This window comes from Phytopseudomonas seleniipraecipitans, assembly GCF_900102335.1.
Taxonomy (GTDB): Bacteria; Pseudomonadota; Gammaproteobacteria; order Pseudomonadales; family Pseudomonadaceae; genus Aquipseudomonas; species Aquipseudomonas seleniipraecipitans.
The window spans coordinates 209,064-227,922 of record NZ_FNBM01000001.1; the positions used below are offsets into that span (position 1 = coordinate 209,064).

General features: G+C 59.1%; 15 protein-coding genes and 1 pseudogene. 8 read left to right on the forward strand and 8 right to left on the reverse strand.

Features of this window, described 5'->3' with window-relative positions; all coding sequences use genetic code 11:
- Positions 1-13: 13 nt before the first annotated feature.
- From BLS60_RS01000 to BLS60_RS01025, 6 genes are all read left to right on the forward strand, one after another.
- Positions 14-1,033 (forward strand): putative 2-aminoethylphosphonate ABC transporter substrate-binding protein, encoded by a 1,020-nt coding sequence (locus BLS60_RS01000; protein ID WP_092363639.1) that lies wholly within the window; start codon positions 14-16, stop codon positions 1,031-1,033.
- Between the two features lie 86 nt (positions 1,034-1,119).
- Complete coding sequence (locus BLS60_RS01005; RefSeq protein ID WP_092363642.1) at positions 1,120-2,277, forward strand: TIGR03364 family FAD-dependent oxidoreductase; 1,158 nt, start codon at positions 1,120-1,122, stop codon at positions 2,275-2,277.
- Entirely contained in the window at positions 2,274-2,888 is a 615-nt protein-coding gene (locus tag BLS60_RS01010; protein ID WP_092365229.1) for an HD domain-containing protein, read from the forward strand. The genes BLS60_RS01005 and BLS60_RS01010 overlap by 4 nt, the downstream gene beginning before the upstream one ends.
- Positions 2,889-2,978: 90 nt before the next feature.
- The gene (locus BLS60_RS01015) at positions 2,979-3,659 is read left to right on the forward strand and encodes a TetR/AcrR family transcriptional regulator (RefSeq protein ID WP_092363645.1); all 681 of its coding nucleotides are present in this window, start codon (positions 2,979-2,981) and stop codon (positions 3,657-3,659) included.
- The gene (locus BLS60_RS01020) at positions 3,652-4,896 is read left to right on the forward strand and encodes an alpha/beta hydrolase (protein WP_092363647.1); all 1,245 of its coding nucleotides are present in this window, start codon (positions 3,652-3,654) and stop codon (positions 4,894-4,896) included. Before BLS60_RS01015 ends, BLS60_RS01020 begins: the two co-directional genes overlap by 8 nt.
- Positions 4,893-5,825, forward strand: a complete 933-nt coding sequence (locus BLS60_RS01025) for an NADP-dependent oxidoreductase (RefSeq protein WP_092363650.1) — start codon at positions 4,893-4,895, stop codon at positions 5,823-5,825. Before BLS60_RS01020 ends, BLS60_RS01025 begins: the two co-directional genes overlap by 4 nt.
- A gap of 87 nt (positions 5,826-5,912) precedes the next feature.
- On the opposite strand, the pseudogene BLS60_RS21555 reads toward BLS60_RS01025, so the two are convergent.
- Positions 5,913-6,125: pseudogene (locus tag BLS60_RS21555) on the reverse strand (LysR family transcriptional regulator); the annotation flags it as partial.
- A gap of 14 nt (positions 6,126-6,139) precedes the next feature.
- Here BLS60_RS21555 and BLS60_RS01035 point away from each other — a divergent pair.
- On the forward strand, positions 6,140-7,003 hold the full coding sequence (locus BLS60_RS01035) for an aldo/keto reductase family oxidoreductase (protein ID WP_092363653.1): 864 nt from the start codon (positions 6,140-6,142) through the stop codon (positions 7,001-7,003).
- A 120-nt stretch (positions 7,004-7,123) separates the two neighbouring features.
- Here BLS60_RS01035 and BLS60_RS21695 read toward each other — a convergent pair whose 3' ends face one another.
- The 7 genes from BLS60_RS21695 to BLS60_RS01075 all read right to left on the reverse strand — a co-directional run bounded on the left by BLS60_RS21695 (position 7,124) and on the right by BLS60_RS01075 (position 15,985).
- Complete coding sequence (locus tag BLS60_RS21695; RefSeq protein ID WP_092363656.1) at positions 7,124-8,428, reverse strand: methyl-accepting chemotaxis protein; 1,305 nt, start codon at positions 8,426-8,428, stop codon at positions 7,124-7,126.
- Positions 8,429-8,805: 377 nt separating this feature from the next.
- A complete protein-coding gene (locus BLS60_RS01045) occupies positions 8,806-10,125 on the reverse strand; it encodes an MFS transporter (RefSeq protein WP_092363659.1) in 1,320 nt (439 codons plus the stop codon).
- A 107-nt stretch (positions 10,126-10,232) separates the two neighbouring features.
- Positions 10,233-11,285: a lactonase family protein gene (locus tag BLS60_RS01050; protein ID WP_092363662.1), complete on the reverse strand. Its 1,053-nt coding sequence runs from the start codon at positions 11,283-11,285 to the stop codon at positions 10,233-10,235.
- Between the two features lie 347 nt (positions 11,286-11,632).
- Positions 11,633-12,520, reverse strand: coding sequence for a LysR family transcriptional regulator (locus BLS60_RS01060; protein WP_092363668.1), 888 nt, complete (start codon positions 12,518-12,520; stop codon positions 11,633-11,635).
- A gap of 425 nt (positions 12,521-12,945) precedes the next feature.
- A complete protein-coding gene (locus tag BLS60_RS01065; protein WP_092363671.1) occupies positions 12,946-14,457 on the reverse strand; it encodes a tripartite tricarboxylate transporter permease in 1,512 nt (503 codons plus the stop codon).
- 3 nt (positions 14,458-14,460) lie between these two features.
- Positions 14,461-14,916: a tripartite tricarboxylate transporter TctB family protein gene (locus BLS60_RS01070; protein ID WP_092363674.1), complete on the reverse strand. Its 456-nt coding sequence runs from the start codon at positions 14,914-14,916 to the stop codon at positions 14,461-14,463.
- Between the two features lie 88 nt (positions 14,917-15,004).
- Positions 15,005-15,985: a tripartite tricarboxylate transporter substrate binding protein gene (locus tag BLS60_RS01075; protein WP_092363677.1), complete on the reverse strand. Its 981-nt coding sequence runs from the start codon at positions 15,983-15,985 to the stop codon at positions 15,005-15,007.
- 203 nt (positions 15,986-16,188) lie between these two features.
- Between BLS60_RS01075 and acnA the strand changes: the two genes are divergently transcribed.
- Positions 16,189-18,819 carry an aconitate hydratase AcnA gene (acnA, locus tag BLS60_RS01080; protein ID WP_092363680.1) on the forward strand — a complete coding sequence of 877 codons (2,631 nt, stop codon included), beginning with the start codon at positions 16,189-16,191 and terminating at the stop codon, positions 18,817-18,819.
- Positions 18,820-18,859: the final 40 nt, after the last annotated feature.

Below are 18,859 nucleotides of genomic sequence, written 5' to 3' on the forward strand. Positions count from 1 at the left end.
CAGGAGCTTCATCATGTCCAAATTCACTGTACTGGCCGCCGCATTGCTCGCCGCCGGCGCACTGCACGCTCAGGCCGCAACCGAGCTGACCGTTTACACCGCTTTGGAAGTGGAGCAGCTGAACACGTACCAGAAAGCCTTCGAAAAGCAGAACCCGGACATCCGCATCAAGTGGGTGCGTGACTCCACGGGCATCGTGACCGCCAAGCTGTTGGCCGAAAAAGACCGTCCGCAGGCTGACGTGGTATGGGGGCTGGCTGGCTCCAGCCTGGCCGTGCTCAAGCAGCAGGACATGCTCGTGCCCTACGCGCCGGCCAACCTCGACAAGATCGGCGCAAACTACCGCGACCCGGCCAACCCACCAGCCTGGGTGGGCATGGACGTCTGGGCTGCGACCATCTGTTTCAACACCATCGAGGCTGAAAAGCAGGGCTTGCCCAAGCCGGTCAAGTGGGAAGACCTGACCAACCCTGTCTACAAGGGCAAGATCGTCATGCCCAACCCGGCGTCGTCCGGCACTGGCTATCTGGATGTCAGCGCCTGGTTGCAGACCTTTGGAGAGGACGGCGGCTGGGCCTACATGGACAAGCTGCACCAGAACATCGGCCAGTACACGCACTCCGGCTCCAAGCCCTGCAAGCAGGCGGCGGCAGGTGAATTTCCCATCGGAATTTCCTTCGAGTACCCGGCCGTGCAGCTCAAGCGCAAAGGCGCGCCGCTGGACATCGTGCTGCCTAAAGAAGGCTTGGGCTGGGAGATCGAGGCCACTGGCATCGTCAAGGGCACCGATAAGCTTGAAGCCGCCAAGAAGCTTGCCGATTTCTCGGCCAGCCGCGAGGCAATGGACCTGTACAAGGTCAACTTTGCGGTACTCGCCCAACCGGGCATCGCCGAACGCTTCCAGGAGCTCCCTGCCGACTACGAGCAGCGCCTGATCAACAACGACTTTGCCTGGGCCTCGGAGAACCGTGAGCGGATTCTGGCCGAGTGGCGCAAGCGTTATGACGGCAAGTCCGAGCCCGTCGCCAAGTAACCGTACCGGGCGGTATCTGCGGGTACCGACACGGTTTTGTAGCGGGCCGCTCATTGCGGCCTCTGGTTTGGATTCAGGAGTTTTCTATGAGTCAGCAAGATTGTGACCTGCTGATCGTTGGCGCCGGCATGCTGGGGCTCGCCCACGCCTGGGCTGGTGTTAAACGCGGCCTCAAGGTTCGCGTGTTCGAGCGCACCGACACGCCACGTGGCGCATCCATTCGCAATTTCGGTCAGGCATTGGTCACTGGCCAGGCACCGGGTGTAATGCTCGATCTAGCCCGTCAGTCACGGGGGCTATGGGGCGATTTGGCCCAGGCAGCGGGTCTGTCGCTCAAGCAGAAAGGCTCGCTGCTATTCGCCCGCAGCGAGGCTGAAGAGGCACTGCTCGACGCTTTTTGTGCCGGCCGCGCTCGGGAAATGGATTACCGTGTCGACCTGCTGCGCGGTGCTGAGCTGGAGCAACTGTACGACGGCCGTTTTGCTCACCATCGGGCTGCGCTGCATGGGCTCGATGATCAGCAACTCTACTCACGCGAGGCGCTGCCGCAAATCGTCGAGCACCTGAGCAGCCTGGGCGTGCAGTTTCACTTTTCGACCCTGGTGCGTGACGTCGAAACGGGAAGCGTACTGACCACCGCAGGCCGATTCCGCGCGCCACGGATCCTGGTCTGCTCGGGGCATGACTACCAGACGCTGCTGGCCGAGCCCTTGGCGGCGCTCAAGCCGCAGGTATGTCGTTTGCAGATGCTGCGTGCGCGCCTCAAGCAGCCGCTGGCGCTGGAGCACGCCGTGCTCACCGGGCTCAGCTGCGTGCATTACAACGCCTTCGCCGACCTGCCGGAAGCCGAGGCGATACGTGCCGAGATCCGCCGCCAGCAGCCGGCCTTGGAAACCTACGGCATTCACTTGTTGGTCAGCCCAACTCCCTATGGTGAACTGATCATCGGCGATTCTCATGATTACGGCAGTGATGTAGGGCCGTTCAACGGCGAAGAAGTCGACCGTATGCTGATCGACCTCGCTGAACAAACGTTTGCAGGCGAACTTGAGGTAGTGGAGCGCTGGCAGGGCGTTTACGGCGCTCGCGGGCCAGGGCCGTTCAGCGTGCTCAAGGCAGCCGAAGGCGTTGCTGCCGTTCTGATGCACACCGGCGTCGGCATGAGCGTTGGTCTTGGCTTGGGCGAGCGAACCGTTGCTGCGCTGCTGGGCGAAGGCCAATGGCCAAACGCGCAGGCCGCATGACTGCCGAGGCGGCGGTGGCCGAGCTGTTCGCGCTGCGCCGTCTGCAAGCCGACCTGGATTACATCGGTGAGCCGATCAGCCAGCTCGAACATATGAGCCAGGCTGCCGAGTTGGCCCTGGCAGAAGGGGCAGATGATGAGCTGGTGCTGGCTGCCTTTTGCCACGACATTGGCCACTTCTGCACCCCGCCGGCGGATCACATCAACATGGCTGGGCTCGGCCGCGTGGGGCATGAGCACGTCGGCGCCCATTGGCTTCGCCAGCGGGGTTTCCCTGACCGGCTCTGTGGTCTGGTCGCGCGGCACGTCGATGCCAAGCGCTACCTGTGCCTGCGCGAAGCAGGTTATCTGGCCAGGCTGAGCCCGGCTAGCTGCCAGACGCTGGCATGGCAGGGTGGGGCGATGAGTGATGCCGAAGCGGATGCCTTCGAGCGCAACCCGTTATTTAACGACAGGCTACAACTACGCCGTTGGGATGAGGCCGCGAAGATGACTGGCAGACCCTTGCTGGATCTTTCTGATTTTGAGCGCACAGCGGTGAAGGTTTTCATTTGTGCTGCCAGAGGCGGGTCAGCCGATCTTGCAGCGCTAGCGTCAAATTCCTCTGACTGATTGCCAAACATTGCAAGGCAGTGAAAATCTCTTTTCATCCTAAAAAGGTATGATACGGTACCGTACCAATTGAGGTGAGGAGCCTATTGAATGTCTGTCAGATTGGTTCAGCAAAGCGCTGCTCATCGCACCGCCAAAGGGGCGCAGCGAATTAACGACTTGGTGGTGATCGCCGCGCAGATGTTTCTCGACAAGGGCTTTGAGGCGGTTGCCGTTGATGACCTGATTGCACGAGCAGGTGGCTCGAGGCGCAACGTGTACAGCCATTTCGGTGGCAAGGAGGGGCTGTTTGAAGCAGCGATGTTGCATGTCTGCGCTGAAATGGCCAAACCTTTGGAAAACCTCAATATCAACGGACTGGACCCGGCCGATGTGCTCCCGGAGTTCGGTCGGGAGCTAGTAGCAACCGCGCTCTCGCCTCGCACGCTTGCGGTGCACCGGCTGCTTACCACCGAAGGCAAGCGTTTCCCGAAAATTGCCCAGGCGATGCTGGCGGCCAGCTACGAGAAAGTGATCGATATTCTGGCGACCTGGATTACCGCGCATCAGCAGTCGACGAACCGCAAACTCACTGCCGAAATACCAGCCAAGGTGCTGGCGGTGCAGTTCGTGAGCATGATTTCAAGCGATCTCAAATTGCGCGCCATCGTCGGTTTGCTCGGTGACGACCTGCCCGCTGCGAAAGTGGATGAAGTGGTGTCTAGCGCCGTGCATACGCTTTTGTACGGAGCCGCCTCGCGCCCGCCGGTATCCGGGTCCCGCAATGCGTAGCGATAACTCCCGGGTCAGGATAGTAGCGCTGGTGCGGGCGTTGCTGACCCTCAGCGTTGCCGTGCTACTTGGCGCGTGTGTGTTGCCGCAGAAACAGGCCAACGCCGCTACGGATTTTGCCAACTATCGGCTTGCAACCCTCGAGCAGCTGCGCCTGAAACGTAATTATCAAACCGCAGATCCTCGGGCCGAAACGGAGTGGAATGCACCACGGGAATGGCGCGCGGCAACTAATGTCCTTCCCAGCAGGGGCATCCTGTTGGTTCACGGTTTGGGAGACTCGCCATGGTCGTTCAATGACCTCGCTCCGGTGCTAGCTGCTCAGGGCTTTCTGGTGCGCACGGTGTTATTGCCCGGTCATGGGACCCGCCCGGAGGACTTACTGGATGTCGACATTTCGCAATGGCGCGACGTGGTCCGTGAGCAGGCGCAAATACTTCAGCGCGAAGTCGAGCTCGTGTACCTGGGTGGCTTTTCCACGGGCGCCAATCTGGCGCTCGAGTATGCCTACGCCAATCCCGATATCGCTGGACTCCTGCTGTTTTCACCGGGGTTTCGCTCGTCCAGCCAGTTGGACTGGCTGGCGCCGATGGCCGTTCACTTCCGGTCCTGGCTGATCGCGCCTGATGAACAACGGCCGATGCAGAACAGCGTTCGTTATCTCAATACCCCTACCAACGGCTTCGCTCAGTTCTACCGCAGCAGCCACGCGGTACAGCGACTGCTTGATGAGCGCTTTTACGACAAGCCAGTGTTGATGGTGGTTGCTCAACACGATTCGGTGCTCGACACGCGGTATCTGCTGGAAGAATTCCAGCATCGCTTCACCCACCCCGCCAGCCGGCTGGTCTGGTATGGAACAGAGCCTATCGAGCTGTTCGACCGCAGGCGAGTATTGGTGCGTGAGGACCACCTGCCATTGCTGCGTATCAGCCAGTTCTCCCACATGAGCCTGCTTTTCGCGCCAAGCAATCCGTTGTACGGCGAACGGGGCAGTTTGCGGATATGCCTGAATGGCCAACTGGCCGAGGTGACGCAAGCCTGTGAGGAGGGTGCTCAGTCGTGGTACTCGGATTGGGGCTACCGCGAGGAAGGCAAGATTCACGCGCGGTTGACGTTCAATCCCTATTTCGATTGGCAGGCCTCGGTCATGGCAACCGTGCTCGCTGTGCAACCTGCTGACTCTTCGTCGGAGTTGGCGCTTTCTTCCCGTTCCTTACAAGAGAGCCAACCATGAAAGCTGTCCGTATTCACGCTTACAAGCAAACCCCTGCTGTGGAAAACATACCCATGCCCGAGGTCGCTGCGGACCAGGTGCTAGTGCGTATTGAAGCAGCCGCGCTAAATCCACTCGATGCTCTGGTGGTATCCGGTGGGGCCGCGCAATTCTTCAATATCCAGTTGCCGATCACGCCGGGTACCGATTTTGCGGGCATGATCGTCGAGGTAGGTTCCGCCGTGGAAAACTGGCAAGCAGGTGACCGGGTCATCGTCTGGACGGATGCCGGCTCGGGCGGAGGCTTCGCTCAGTTTGCCGCCGTGCCTGCTAGCGCCTGTGTGACATTGCCGCTGAAGCTTTCCGCCGCTGAAGGCGCGGCCATTCCCATCGCTGCAACAACCGCGTGGCATTCGCTATTTTCCACCGCTGGCCTGAAGGCTGGCGAGACGGTGCTCATCCATGCAGCAGCCGGAGGTGTGGGGACCTTTGCGATTCAATTCGCCAAACGTGCTGGTGCTCGGGTGATCGCCACTGCGTCGGGCGACGGTATCGAACTGGCGGCGCGGTTGGGCGCCGATCAGGTGATCGATTACACGTCGCAGGATTTCGTGGAGCTTGTGCATGATGTCGACCTAGTGCTGGATCTGGTCGGAGGTGAAACGCAGCTGCGTTCCTTTGAGGTGCTGCGCAGAGGCGGGCGGCTGATATCTACCGCCATGCCTCCGGATACCTCGATTGCACAATCTTTCGGCGTCTCGGCAAGCATCTTCTATGCAGCGCCTTATGCAGAGCGGCTAGGGGAGCTGGTCTCGGCAGTCATCGAGCAGGAGGTAACGGTGGTCATTGATCGTGAGGTGCCACTGACTGCCTTTGCTGACGCATGGGCACGGCTGACCTCCGGACATGCACGAGGAAAGATCATTCTCAAATCCGAAATCTTCAACTGATTTGTGGGTTCGTGACGGCTGATCGTTAGCCAGCCGGAGGGCGTAGAGGCACGCCCTCTTTTCATCGATACTCGACTGCGCAAGTTTTCACCGCGAGCCGTGCGGTTCTAGTTTGATGTAGTCAATCAGTGCTTTAAGAGGCGAGGGTAGGTGCCGTCGGCCCGGGTAGTAAAGATAGGGCCCGGAAAAGTCCTGCCACCAGGGCTCCAAGATCGGCACCAGGGCTCCGCTGTCAATGTGTGGACGCAGCCACTCTTCGAAAAGATAGATGATACCCAGGCCGTCTATAGCGGCATAAACTTGAGGCATACGGTATGAGTAACGCGGAAATAGCCGGTACGTTCAAATTAGGCAATCGGATGGTCAATCGTATGGGTTACGGCACCATGCAGTTGGCCGGCCCCCATGTATACGGCCTCCCGAAAGACCCAGAGGCAGCTGTTGCTGTGCTCCGGGCGGCGATTGATGCGGGCGTTAACCACATCGATACAGCCGACTTTTACGGCCCTCACGTCACCAATCAGTTGATCCGTGAAGCGCTGGCTCCTTATGCGGAGCAGTTGGTTATCGTCACCAAAGTGGGTGTGTCACGCGGTACGGATGGCTCCTGGAATCCGGCACTGACCCCTGAAGCCCTTGTCAGCAGTATCCACGACAACCTGCGCAATCTGGCTTTGGATGTGCTGGACGTGGTGAACCTGAGAGTCTGGGGTACGCAGGGCGCGCCTTGTGAAGGATCTATCGAAGAGGCTTTCACCGCACTAGCCGAATTACAACAGCAAGGTCTCATACGTCACCTGGGTGTGAGCAACGTTACTGCAAATCAGGTCAGGGAGGCTCAGGCCATTGCCCCAGTCTCCTGCGTGCAGAACCATTACAACCTTACCCATCGCGACGATGAGGCGTTGATCGCCGAGCTGGCGAAGCAGGCCATCGCCTACGTGCCGTTCTTTCCATTGGGTGGGTTCAGCCCGCTGCAATCGGATGCGCTTTCAGCGGTGGCCAAAGAGGCTGCTGCTTCGCCCTTGCGAGTCGCGCTGGCATGGCTGCTACAACGCTCGCCCAATATCTTGCTGATTCCGGGTACGTCCTCGATTGCCCACCTTCACGAGAACATATCCGCAGCTCAATTGACGCTTACCCCCGAGTGGTTGGCCAGACTCGACGGTCTTGCTTGAGGGCTTGGCTACACGACCGCAGAATGGCAGCAGGTTGACTGCCTGGAAGGACGTGTGCGGAAGGCCAGCCGATAGGCGGCGCGGGCTTTCCCTGCCGCCAGTGCTGCGTTAAGACTCGGTTTAGCGATTGATCATGCTGGTTGCTTGCAGTGTGGCTTCTGTAGTGCGCGTGGCGAGTTTGCGCACCTCGTCGGCCACGACTGCGAACCCGCGTCCTGCTTCGCCGGCCCGTGCTGCTTCAATAGCAGCATTGAGTGCCAGCAGGTTCGTCTGGGTGGCGATGCTCTGAATGGTGCTGACTATCTGAGTCAGTTTGGTGATGCTTTCTTCAAGCGTGCGTTGGTGTTCGGCCTCTTGCTCACGCCTGGCCTCCTGCTCGTGCAGAAGATTGATGTCGACGAGCGCACCAACCACGCGCAACGGCGTGCCTTGGCGGTCTCGGCGAGTTTGGCCGCGGGCTCGGAACCACCTATATTCGCCGCTTTTCATCTTGAGCCTGTACTCGATATCGAACGGCGTTTTACCGCTACGATCAGTCAGGTGCGCGCCGAACGCGGCCAGGCTTCGTTCCTTGTCGTCAGTGTGCAGGCGTGAGGCCCAGCTATCCAGAACATCGGGGAATTCTTCGACCGTTTCAAATCCCAGAAGGCGCCTGAACTGCGGAGACCACCAGAAGGGATTGCGGGGGTTGATCGGGTCCCCGGCGATGACTTCCATGTCCCACAAGCCGTCCGACAGCATCTCCCGAGCAAGTTCGAACCGGGTGAGCATCACCTCATGTTCGGCGTTTCGCTCCAGCTCGTCGTGGATATCGCGCAGGGAGCCAGCCACCCTCAGAGGTACGCCCCTCGAGTCGCGTAGCGTCTCGCCCTGCGCATAGAACCAGCGATACGTGCCGTCCTTCATCATCAGTCGGTTCTTCACGCGGTAGGGCGTCATGCCGGACTTATCATTCAAGTGCCTGGCAAATGCATCGAGCGAGCCCTGCTTATCTTGAGGGTGCAGACGATCGGCCCAGCTCGCCAGGACGTTGGGGAAGTCCCTTTCGTCATGGAAACCCAGCAAGCTACGAAACTGCTGGGACCACCAGAAGCGATTCCTGGGGTTGATAGGATCGCCCGCGATAACCTCCATGTCCCACAGACCTTCACTCGAGGCTCTGTTCACCAGGTCAAAACGAACTTCCGCGGTAGCGGTAGATGAAGCGGCTTCGCCAAGCTGACTCTGGGCTGCCTGGAGCTGGTGTTCAAGCTCCTCAATGCGAGTCTGTTGACTCTGCTCGCGCGATTGCAAGGCCCGCCATGCCTCATTGACTGCGGGTTCTTCAACGCACCCTTCAAGATGCATCTTCTCGCCGCTGGTGAGACTCTTTAGAAGTTGCTGCAGTGCTCGCCGGTCGTTGCGCGGGCGGAAAATGCCAAGCATGGGTGTGCTCTCTGGATGGACTGGGAGGCTCGATCATGGGGCCTTGACACGTATATCGTCAGAGCCTGGGAAACCTGTACAGCTCCTATACAAAAATAAATCAGTGGATTTAACGGCGCGATTCTCTATCTGCACGCAACTCAACGATTGCCTACACAGGACGGTGGTGGAAAGGGTTGCTGCGTACGCGTCTACTGGCTTTCTGAATAGGGCTAAGCAGCGGTTGAAGCAGGCTGCCTGAAGAGCGTCGGCATTTCCTCGGTAGCTGTCGACTGTAAAGAGCTTGCATAGGTTTGGGCGTTTCTATGGCAATACAAAAATGCCCAGCCACTTTAGGGATGGCTGGGCATTGCGAGTATCGGCACGGCTGGGCGTGGTCAGGACTGCTGTGCTGCTCCAGCGGTCTGCTCGTCATCCTGACTGTTGATGCGCATCATCAGGGTCATGATGAAGGCTATGGCCAGTAATACGCTGAGGAACATCAGGCCAGCGGCTGCGCTGTTGGTTGTGCCTTTAACCATCCCGATCACGAACGGGCCAACGAAGCCACCCAGGTTACCGATGGAGTTGATCACAGCAATGGAAATGGCAGCGGTGGATCGGCTCAGAAACAGTGTCGGCAGTGCCCAGAAGGGTGATTTGAAACTATACAGGCCGGCCAGCGCCAGGCTGATCATGGTGATGGCAATTACCGGGCTGGTGACCAGGCCGGCGCCAAGCATCGCCACGGTGGCAACCGCCAGTGGGATGGCCGAGTGCAGCTTACGCTCACCGTGACGATCCGAGCTGCGTGACCAGCCAATCATCACAACGGTCGCAACGATGTACGGCACCATGGCGATAAGGCCAATCTGCGTATGGGTCAGCGATTCCGAGAAGCCTTTGATGATCTGCGGCATCCAGTAACCGACACCCAAGCTGCCGCACTGATACACAAAGTAGATGAAGGAGAGATACAGCACCTTCGGGTTAGTCATCGCCTTCATGACCCCGAAGTGCTTGACGTTTTTGCGCGATGTGCGATCACGCTCGAGTTCCGCGAGCAGCCACTCGCGTTCCTCACCCTTGAGCCACTTAGCCTGCTCTGGCTTGTCGGTCAGGTAGAAGAAGCACACCACGCCCAAAAAGACGGCGGGAATACCTTCGAGAAACAACATCCAACGCCAGCCACTCCAGCCGTACCAGTGAATGTTATCCATGATCCAGGTGCTCAGTGGTGCGCCGATAATGTATGAGACCGGGATTGCTGCAGTGAACAGCGCTACTGTGGTCGCCAGCTCCTTGGAGCGGAACCAGTAGGTCAGGTAAACGATGATGCCTGGAAAAAAGCCCGCTTCTGCGACGCCGAGCAGGAACCGAAGAATGTACAAGTGCGTGGCGGTTTCCGCAAAGGCGGTAGCTGCGGCAATTACCCCCCAGGTCACCAGGATTCTGGCTATCCACACGCGTGCACCGTAGCGATTGAGTAGTACGTTGCTAGGCACTTCGAAGAGGAAGTAGCCAATGAAGAATATTCCTGAAATGAACCCGAACGCCTCGGCACTCAGAGCGAGCTCGGCATTCATCTGCAGGGCCGCGTAGCCGATATTGGCGCGGTCCAGATAGGACACGATGTACAGCAGGAAAACGAAAGGGATGATGCGCAGAGTAACCTTGCGTACCACGGTCTTTTCCAGACCGTAACTCTCAGTTGTCATACGGGCCTCGCTTGGCCGTTGGACGCGGCCAGTATTGTTATTGTGGGTTAGTTGGTGCCGAATCGTGATGAACGCCTGTTAGGCAGGCAGGTGCTTGGAAGCCTTGATCAAGGCGCGAATACCATGCAGACGGGGCTGCCGCTGATGGTCTCGAACCCGGTCGCTTCCAGCGTGCCGAACTCCTGATTGACTGCGAATGCGGCAATGCTGTCGCTGTCCTCGTTAAGGGCAAACAGATAGCGGCCGTTAGGCGTCAGGGTGAAGAAGCGCGGTGTTCGTCCGGCGCTTGGTGTTGCCTCGATGAAACTAAGCAACGCGGTTTGTGGGTCGATGGAAAACACCGCAATGCTGTCGTGTCCCCGGTTCGATGCGTACAGAAAGCGCCCTCGTTGATCGACCTGAATGCCTGCGGCTCGGTTGTTCCCGGTGTAGCTCGCTGGCAGCGAAGATAAGATCTGAAGCGCTGACAGCTCACCGGTTCTGGCCTGATAACGGTAGGTGGTCACTGTCGAGTCCAGTTCGTTGATCACGTACGCCATGGCTCCTTGCGGATGAAAAGCCATATGGCGTGGCCCTGCAGTTTCACGCGTAGCAATCGATGGCTCGTCTGCAGCACTCAGGTGACCGGCATCGAAGCGAAAGCTGAAAATTTGATCTAGACCTTTATCGGGCACCAAGACGTGCTGTCCATCGACCGAGAAAAGGTTGTAATGCGGTTTGGCATGTGGCTGCTCGATACGATGCGGACCAGGCTCGCCGCTGAGTTCGAGCAACTGGCTCAGTTCTCCTAGACAGCCATCGCTGTTGATTGGAAAGACGGCGAGGCTGGCACCGATGTGATTGGTCACGACCAGATGCTTCCCAGCTGGTGCGATGGCCAGGTGGACCGGATTCTTGCCCTGGGTGTCCTGGGTGTTCAAAAAACTCAGGCGGCCGCTGCTGCTATCGATGCGAAACGCACTGACATCGCTCTCGTCACCGTGTACGGCATACAGCACGTCAGCTCGTTCATTGAGGGTCAGGTATGAAGGATTGACGTGCCCCTTGAGCAGCTGCACCAGCTCCAAGATGCCGCGTTCCTGATCCAACCAATACACGCTGATTCCTTCACCGCGCGCATTGCGGTCGCGGGTTGTGCGGCTACCGACGTAGGCGTACATAGCATTCTCCGCAGTCATATTGATAAAAGGTCAGGCGCTGCCGCGGTGCTCAGGGAGCTCGGTCAGCCTGGTGTCGCTGGAGGGTCGGCAGGATTGGAGGAGGCTGTCTTGCTTGAAACGCTGCTGAAGATGGCGAGCGACTGAGTCCGCTGCGGGCGCGTTGCAGCTGATGGTCCTGGCCTGCATGCCGATGTAGAAGACGTTCACGGTCATATCGCTCCAGGTTCTTATTGGACGCGCCGGCAGATCACGCAGCGCTCTATGGCCAACATCCTAGGGCGATAGCAGGTAAGGGGAAATTGACGATTCGGCAAGCTAGCGTTCTTGAAGCGAGAACGCTGTTGGCGCTATCGGCCTTGTTCGAGGTGCTCCACGAGCGTTCTGACAGTGGGCGACAGCAGACTCATATTGCGCACGCCGATGACCAGCTTGCGTGTTGCCCAGTCTTCGTCGAGCAGTGTCATCTTCAACTTCAGGGGTTGCAGATACTGACCGATCGCAGCCTTGGGGAGGATCGCGATTCCAACTCCGGCCGCCACCAAACGGCACATGCACTCGAAGCTGCTTACCCGAATGCGCACGCGCATCACCGCTCCTGACTCCGCCTGCTTTTGCGCGAACAGGGTGTACAGCGAGCTATCCAGGTGCGGGCCGATGAACTCATGGGCGAGGGCATCGCGGAAAGAGACCTTGGCATTGCCAGCCACCAGGTGATCGCGGGAAGTAACCACTACCAACTGGTCCTGACGGTAGGGCCGCACCTCCAGCCCTGGAGCCTGGGTGTGCTCAGCAAATATGCCGAGGTCTGCCCTACCTTCGATTACCGCTCTGGCGACGGCAGAGCCGACCCGCTCTTCAATATCGAAATTGATCAGCGGGTAGCTGGCCAGGAAACGCTCGAGATCGGAAGGTAGAAACTGCGCGAGTACCGACGTAATCGCGTGGATGCGAATGTGTCCTTTGACACCCGCCGCGTAGCTGGCCAGTTCATCTTCCATCTGTCCCAGCACCAGCCGCAGTTCGTGAGCGTAATGAAGCAGCGATTGGCCCGCAGGCGTCAGTTCTACACCGCGGGCATAGCGCAACAGCAGAGGCGAGCCGACCTGTTCTTCGAGCTCGGCAATCCGCTTGCTCACTGCAGATACTGCGAGATGTAGGCGCTCGGCCGCTCGGGTCAGGTTGCGTTCTTCGGCGACGACGATGAAGACATCGAGTGTGATCAAGTCATAGCGCATGAGTTAGCTCTGGCAAGGGGCATGCTCGAGGATTCCGGTGCAGTGGTGCAAAGATGGTGGAGCCTGTTTATGGCTTCGCAGATACCAACCCCCGTAGACATCTATGTACCGGCTCCAAGCCAATGGCACTATCTGGCTGCGGTGATTGATCTTTATGCGCGTCGCGCAGTGGTCTGGAATCTCCCAAAGCCAGATGCCGACTTGGCTATCAGGGCGCTAGACATGGTCCAACGCGTCGCTGGCGCAACAGCGTGTCAATCGCCATAGCTGGTCGAAAACTACCTCTTACAGGAAGCCCTCTAAGATCACCGCTTTGAGCAGCATCGTCAAAAGTGCGCTGCGCTTATTCTAAGATTGCAGTATGCAAAGGTCGGCTCTTACAGCTGACCTTTGCACCCTGACTTGGAGATCTCGATCCCGACCTTTTACAACACCGCGTCGGCTTTGCGCTGAGCGCGCTTACGCCAGGTGCGGTAGAAGGGAAGGGCGATCATCAGCACGATCAGTGCCCACACACCCCAGGTGATCGGGCTTGCGAACAGGATGCCCAGCTCGCCGTTGGAGATCGACAGCGCACGGCGCAGGTTCTGTTCCATCAGACCGCCGAGGATGAACCCGAGCAGAATCGCCGAAAGCGGGAAGTCCATCTTGCGCAGGATGTAGCCAGCCACCCCGATACCGATCATCAGGAACAGATCGAACGCCGTGGCATGCACCGCGTAGACGCCGATCGAGGTGATGATGGCGATAGCCGGCACCAGCGCCCAGTACGGCACGGCAAGGATCTTGGTGAAGATCTTGATCATCGGCACGTTAATGACGATCAGCATGATGTTGGCCACGAACAGCGAGGCAATCAGACCCCAGACGATATCCGGTTGATCGCGGAACAACAGCGGGCCGGGCGTGATGTTGTACAGCGTCAGCGCGCCGAGCATCACCGCCGTGGTGCCGGAGCCGGGCACACCCAGCGTCAGCATCGGCACCATGGAGCCACAGGCCGATGCGCTGTTGGCGGTTTCCGGTGCGGCCAGGCCACGCAGGTCACCATCACCGAACTTGTTGTCTTTGACCGCCAGGCGTTTCTCGGTCATGTACGACACAGCACTGGCCAGGGTTGCGCCGGCGCCGGGAAGAACACCCATAAAGAAGCCCATGACGCCGCTGCGCAGGTTGGTCGCCAGTACCGACATGCCTTCCTTGAGGTTGAACAGCATGCGGCCGCTGGTATCGAGGGCCTTCTGGCCGTGGTGGGTACGCTCCAGCAGAACCAGAATTTCGCTCACCGAGAACAGGCCCAGCACCAGCACCACGAACTGAATACCATCGGCCAAGCCCAGGCTGCCGAAGGTGAAACGGTACACGCCGCTGTTGGAGTCGATGCCGACACAGGACAGGAACAAGCCGATACAGGCGGCAATCGCGGTCTTCATCGGTTTGTTGCCGGCCATGCCAGCCAGGCAGACGATGGCGAACACCATCAGCACGAAATACTCAGCCGGCCCAAATGCTACAGCCCATTTGGCCAGCAGAGGGGCGAAGATCACCACGCCGCATGTGGCCATAAGACCGCCGACGAACGAGCTCCACGCCGAGATCGACAGGGCCACGCCAGCTTTGCCCTGACGGGCCAGTGGGTAGCCGTCGAGGGTGGTCATCACCGCCGAGGCTTCGCCCGGGATGTTCAGCAGAATCGAGGAAATACGACCGCCGTATTCACAACCCAGGTACACAGCCGCGAGCAGGATCAGCGCGGTTTCCGGCGGCAGGCCAAGGGCGAAGGCGATCGGGATCAACAGCGCCACGCCGTTGATCGGGCCCAGGCCCGGCAGGAGGCCGACGACGGTACCGATCAGGGTGCCGCACAGGGCGGTGAACAGGTTGTAGGGGCTCAGGGCAACACCGAAGCCCTGGCCGAGGTAGCTAAAAGTATCCACGGATCAGATCTCCAGGCTGGAAAGGATGCCGAGCGGCAGCGGGACATCGAGGATCTTGTCGAACAGCACGAACAGGCCAACGGCCAGCACCACACCAGAGATCACGCTGGTCTTCCAGGTGCCCTCGTAAAGGCGTGCCATGGCGATACCGAAGATCAGGCTGGCCGGAATGAAGCCCAGCGGTTCGAACAGCGCGGCGTAGACGGCGAAGATCACCACGCAACTGGCCACTTTGCGGACCACGTGGCGGTCCAGTGGTGGCTCGTCATCCTGAGAAACGCTGCTGGATGGTTTGATCAGCAGGTAGATGGCGCCCAGGCCCATGAGCGTCAGCAGTAACAGCGGGTAGGCACGTGGGCCGACGGGCTCGTAGGAGAAAGGCGCGTGATAGCCCCAGGCGACGATGCCCAGCCCGGCACACGCCAGCAGCAACACCACGCCGAAAATGCGTTGAGACATGAGGAGGTCCTCGTAATGTTGCCGGCCTCGCTGCAGGGCAAGGCCGGTGGTAGTGCCCTCGCCTAATAGGGGGCGGGGCTGCTTGCGTTTACTTGACCAGCCCGAACTCTTTCGCCAGTTCCGTATATTCAACGGTTTGCTTTTTCACGAACGCGTCGAGTTCTTCACCCGTCATGGCGAACGGGTAAAGCTGACGCTGCTTGCGCAGCTTGGCGAAGTCCTCGGAGGCGAGCAGTTGATCGAAAGCGCTTTTCCACCAGTTGTAAGCCTCGTCGCTTACATCTGGCCCCACGTAGAAACCGCGGATCACCGGCCAAGTGACGTCATAGCCCTGCTCCTTGGCGGTAGGAATGGCTGATACCACATCACCTTCGAGGCGCTCGTCGGACAGCACAGCGAGAATGCGCATGTCGCCGCTCTCGATATAAGGAACAGAGTCAGCGATGTCGGTACTGCCAACCTGGATATGCCCGCCCAGGAGCGACGTTGCGATCTCGCCACCACCTTCCATCGCGACGTTGCGCATCTTGCCAGGGTCGACCCCGGCTGCGCGGGCAATCAATGCAGTCTGCATCCAATCCTGCCCACCCACCGAGCCGCTGGTACCAATGACCACTTTGCTGGGATCGGCCTTGAACGCAGCGATCAGGTCGTCGAGGTTTTTCAGCGGTGAGTCGGCACGCACAGCCAGCGCCCCATAACTGGTTCCCAGCCCCACTAGCCACCTCACCGAATTGACGTCGTAACGGCCGTATTTGCCCTGCGCCATGCTCAGTAACGAACCGCTGGAAAAAGCGGTGATAGTGCCGGGCTCGGCAGAACGTTGAGCCGCTACGGCGTTATAGGCGACCGCGCCACCACCGCCTGGCATGTAGGTCACGCGCATAGGCGATTTCAGCAGTTTGCTTTCTACCAGCGCGCTTTGCGCCAGCTTGCAGGTCAGGTCAAAACCACCGCCCGGCGCAGCCGGGGCGATGCATTCGGGGCGACGTGGCTCATCCGCCATCACCGGCCCAGCGAGCAGCAGACAGGATGCGGTGAGCAGAAGGGTACGCAGGGATGTTTGCATGGGTGTTCTCCAGTGGAGTCTTTATTGTTCGGTGCTGGCGAGCAATCCTTCTGCATCCATATCGATGCGGTGTTCATGGCCTCACTGCCAGCATTTGCGTTCACTGATCGTTGTCTTATCAGGTTGAAAACAGATGATTGATCTGTGCCTTCAATCCCAATAGGATTACATTTCTATCACAAGAAATGTAATCCTGGTATCCCATGGAAAACACAAATAGCTATCCGAGCGAGCATCTTGATATCGGCGCAGACCGGTATCGATACATCGATTTGCCTGCTATCTGCGGGGATCGCCTAGAGAAATTGCCGGTGGTTCTGCGCCTGATGCTGGAAAACGTTGTGCGCAACAACGACGGTGCAGAGCGCGATGCTTACGTAGCAGCCATTTTCGACTGGCTCGAAACCGGCACCAGTGAGGCTGAGATTGCATTTCGCCCTGCACGAGTGCTCATGCACGACACCACAAGCACGCCTGCGCTGGTCGATATTGCTGCAATGCGTGATGAGCTAGCGGAGGCGGGCGCCGATCCTGCGCTACTCAATCCGACCCTGCCAGTCGATGTATCGATTGATCACTCGCTGGCGGTGGAAGCGTATGGTCGCCCCGATGCCGCAACCATCAACATGAGCTACGAGATCCGCCGTAATCAGGAGCGCTACCGATTTTTGCGTTGGGCATCGCAATCGCTCGACGGCGTTCGCATCAACCCGCCAGGTACCGGGATCATGCACACCATTAACTTGGAACAACTGGCGACCGTGGTGTGCACCAGCAGAGCCGCGAGTGGCGAACTCTGGGTGATGCCAGACATGATGATCGGCACCGACAGCCACACGCCGATGATCAATGGTATTGGCGTATTGGGCTGGGGCGTGGGCGGGCTGGAAGCGCAGACCGTAATGTTCGGCATGCCGACAATGCTGCGTGTGCCGGATGTAATCGGTGTCGAGCTGACCGGACGCCTACCTCCAGGTGTGTTGGCAACCGATCTGGCGCTAACAGTGACTCATCTGCTGCGCGGTATAGGCGTATCCGGTGAGTTCGTGGAGTTTTTTGGCACCGGTGTACCCACTCTGAGTGCTGGAGAAAGAGCGGTGGTCGCTAACATGGCCCCCGAATACGGAGCCACTACTGGCTACTTCCCGGTAGATGAACGGACACTCGATTACCTGCGGCAGACGGGGCGCAGCGAGCGGGCTATCGAACTCGTTCGCACGTACCTGCAACGCAACGGGCTGTGGCTGAACCCGCAGGCTCGCCCGCGATACACCAAGTTGCTGCATATCGACCTGAACAGCATCGGTATGCATGCCGCCGGGCCTCGCCGGCCTCAGGATCTCCTGGCCTACAGCGATATTCCAGCTTCCTTGGAGACGCTGAATTTTCATCCCAGCAGCACTTCACAATTACCGCGGTACCCGGTTGCGGTCGCCGCGATCACCAGTTGCACCAATACGTCCGATCCTGCCTTGTTGATCGCCGCCGCGCTGGTCGCACGCAAGGCCAGGGCATTTGGACTGAAGGCCCCCGCTTGGGTGAAGACTTCGCTGGGCCCGGGTTCTCCAGCGGCGGCGGCCTATCTGGAGCGCGGTGGTTTTCTCGAGGATCTGACAGCAACAGGCTTCGACATCGTCGGTTATGGCTGCACCACCTGCATAGGTAACTCGGGGCCGTTGCCCGAGGTGATCGTCGATGAGGCAAAGGCTGGCCGCATCCATCCCGTCGCGATGCTTTCGGGAAATCGTAATTTTACCGGGCGAATTCACCCTGATCTTGATCTGGGCTTTCTAATGTCTCCTCCCTTGGTGGTTGCCTACGCCTTGGCGGGTGATGCTCTGCGCAACTTGGAGAACGAGCCTGTCGCGCATGGTCCTGACGGACAACCGGTATTTTTAAAGCAGTTGTGGCCATCGCACGAGGAGGTCGCTGATGCACTGGCGCAGTCTGTTGTGCCGGAGGATTTCAAGCGGTGTTTCGAGGCTGCGCAACGTAATCCTTTATGGCATCAGCTGATTGTCGGCAACACGCCACAATTCCCTTGGGAAGAAAAATCCACAACCTTGCGCCGCCCGCCCTTCGCTTCGCTGAAGTACGGCTCGCAATTGGGTGACTACAGCGCCACCCCGTTAATGGTCTTGGGCGACGACGTAACCACTGACCATATTTCGCCGGCCAGCGCTATTCCATCTGACAGTCTGGTAGCGGACTTTCTGGTCGAGCGCGGTGATGCTCGTAACGATCTCAACGTATTCGCCTCACGCAGAGGCAACTGGGAAGTCATGTTGCGCGCTGCCTTTCACAGCAAATCGCTGGTCAACCTGCTGGCGCCTGAGGCCGCGGTTGCACATACCCTGCACGCGCCCTCAGGGCAGCTAATGCCGATCTGGGAGGCGGCGCAGCGATACCGGGACGAGGGCGAATCCATCGTGTTGGTCGCCGGCGAACGCTATGGCACAGGATCATCACGTGACTGGGCTGCGAAAGGGCAACGGCTGCTTGGTGTTCGCGCGGTACTGGCGCTGAGCTTCGAGCGAATCCATCGCTCCAACCTGATCGGCATGGGCGTTCTCCCGCTGCGTCTGCCGGCGGGCTCGGGTCCCGAGGTGCTGAAACTGCAAGGCGGTGATCGCATCCACATCAAGGCTCAAGAAATTCAGCCACGCACTGCTGTCGAAGTGACCATTCTCAGGCGCAATGGCACGCAGGTCGAACTGTTGGCGACAGCAGCTGTGGAGACCCAGCTGGAGGTCGAGTTGTTGCGCCGAGGCGGCGTGATCCCCGCCATTCTGCGCAAAACCCTGGCCGAAGCAGGGCACTCCGTAGAGACCTGATACTGTCAACAAAGGGGCAGGTAAGTGGGCCCAATCCGAT

Excerpts from the sequence above, each read along its gene's own strand:
- BLS60_RS01000 (WP_092363639.1), top strand. The coding sequence starts at position 14 with ATGTCCAAATTCACTGTACTGGCCGCCGCATTGCTCGCCGCCGGCGCA.
- BLS60_RS01005 (WP_092363642.1), top strand. The coding sequence starts at position 1,120 with ATGAGTCAGCAAGATTGTGACCTGCTGATCGTTGGCGCCGGCATGCTG.
- BLS60_RS01010 (WP_092365229.1), top strand. The coding sequence starts at position 2,274 with ATGACTGCCGAGGCGGCGGTGGCCGAGCTGTTCGCGCTGCGCCGTCTG.
- BLS60_RS01015 (WP_092363645.1), top strand. The coding sequence starts at position 2,979 with ATGTCTGTCAGATTGGTTCAGCAAAGCGCTGCTCATCGCACCGCCAAA.
- BLS60_RS01020 (WP_092363647.1), top strand. The coding sequence starts at position 3,652 with ATGCGTAGCGATAACTCCCGGGTCAGGATAGTAGCGCTGGTGCGGGCG.
- BLS60_RS01025 (WP_092363650.1), top strand. The coding sequence starts at position 4,893 with ATGAAAGCTGTCCGTATTCACGCTTACAAGCAAACCCCTGCTGTGGAA.
- BLS60_RS01035 (WP_092363653.1), top strand. The coding sequence starts at position 6,140 with ATGAGTAACGCGGAAATAGCCGGTACGTTCAAATTAGGCAATCGGATG.
- BLS60_RS21695 (WP_092363656.1), bottom strand. The coding sequence starts at position 8,428 with ATGCTTGGCATTTTCCGCCCGCGCAACGACCGGCGAGCACTGCAGCAA.
- BLS60_RS01045 (WP_092363659.1), bottom strand. The coding sequence starts at position 10,125 with ATGACAACTGAGAGTTACGGTCTGGAAAAGACCGTGGTACGCAAGGTT.
- BLS60_RS01050 (WP_092363662.1), bottom strand. The coding sequence starts at position 11,285 with ATGTACGCCTACGTCGGTAGCCGCACAACCCGCGACCGCAATGCGCGC.
- BLS60_RS01060 (WP_092363668.1), bottom strand. The coding sequence starts at position 12,520 with ATGCGCTATGACTTGATCACACTCGATGTCTTCATCGTCGTCGCCGAA.
- BLS60_RS01070 (WP_092363674.1), bottom strand. The coding sequence starts at position 14,916 with ATGTCTCAACGCATTTTCGGCGTGGTGTTGCTGCTGGCGTGTGCCGGG.
- BLS60_RS01075 (WP_092363677.1), bottom strand. The coding sequence starts at position 15,985 with ATGCAAACATCCCTGCGTACCCTTCTGCTCACCGCATCCTGTCTGCTG.
- acnA (WP_092363680.1), top strand. The coding sequence starts at position 16,189 with ATGGAAAACACAAATAGCTATCCGAGCGAGCATCTTGATATCGGCGCA.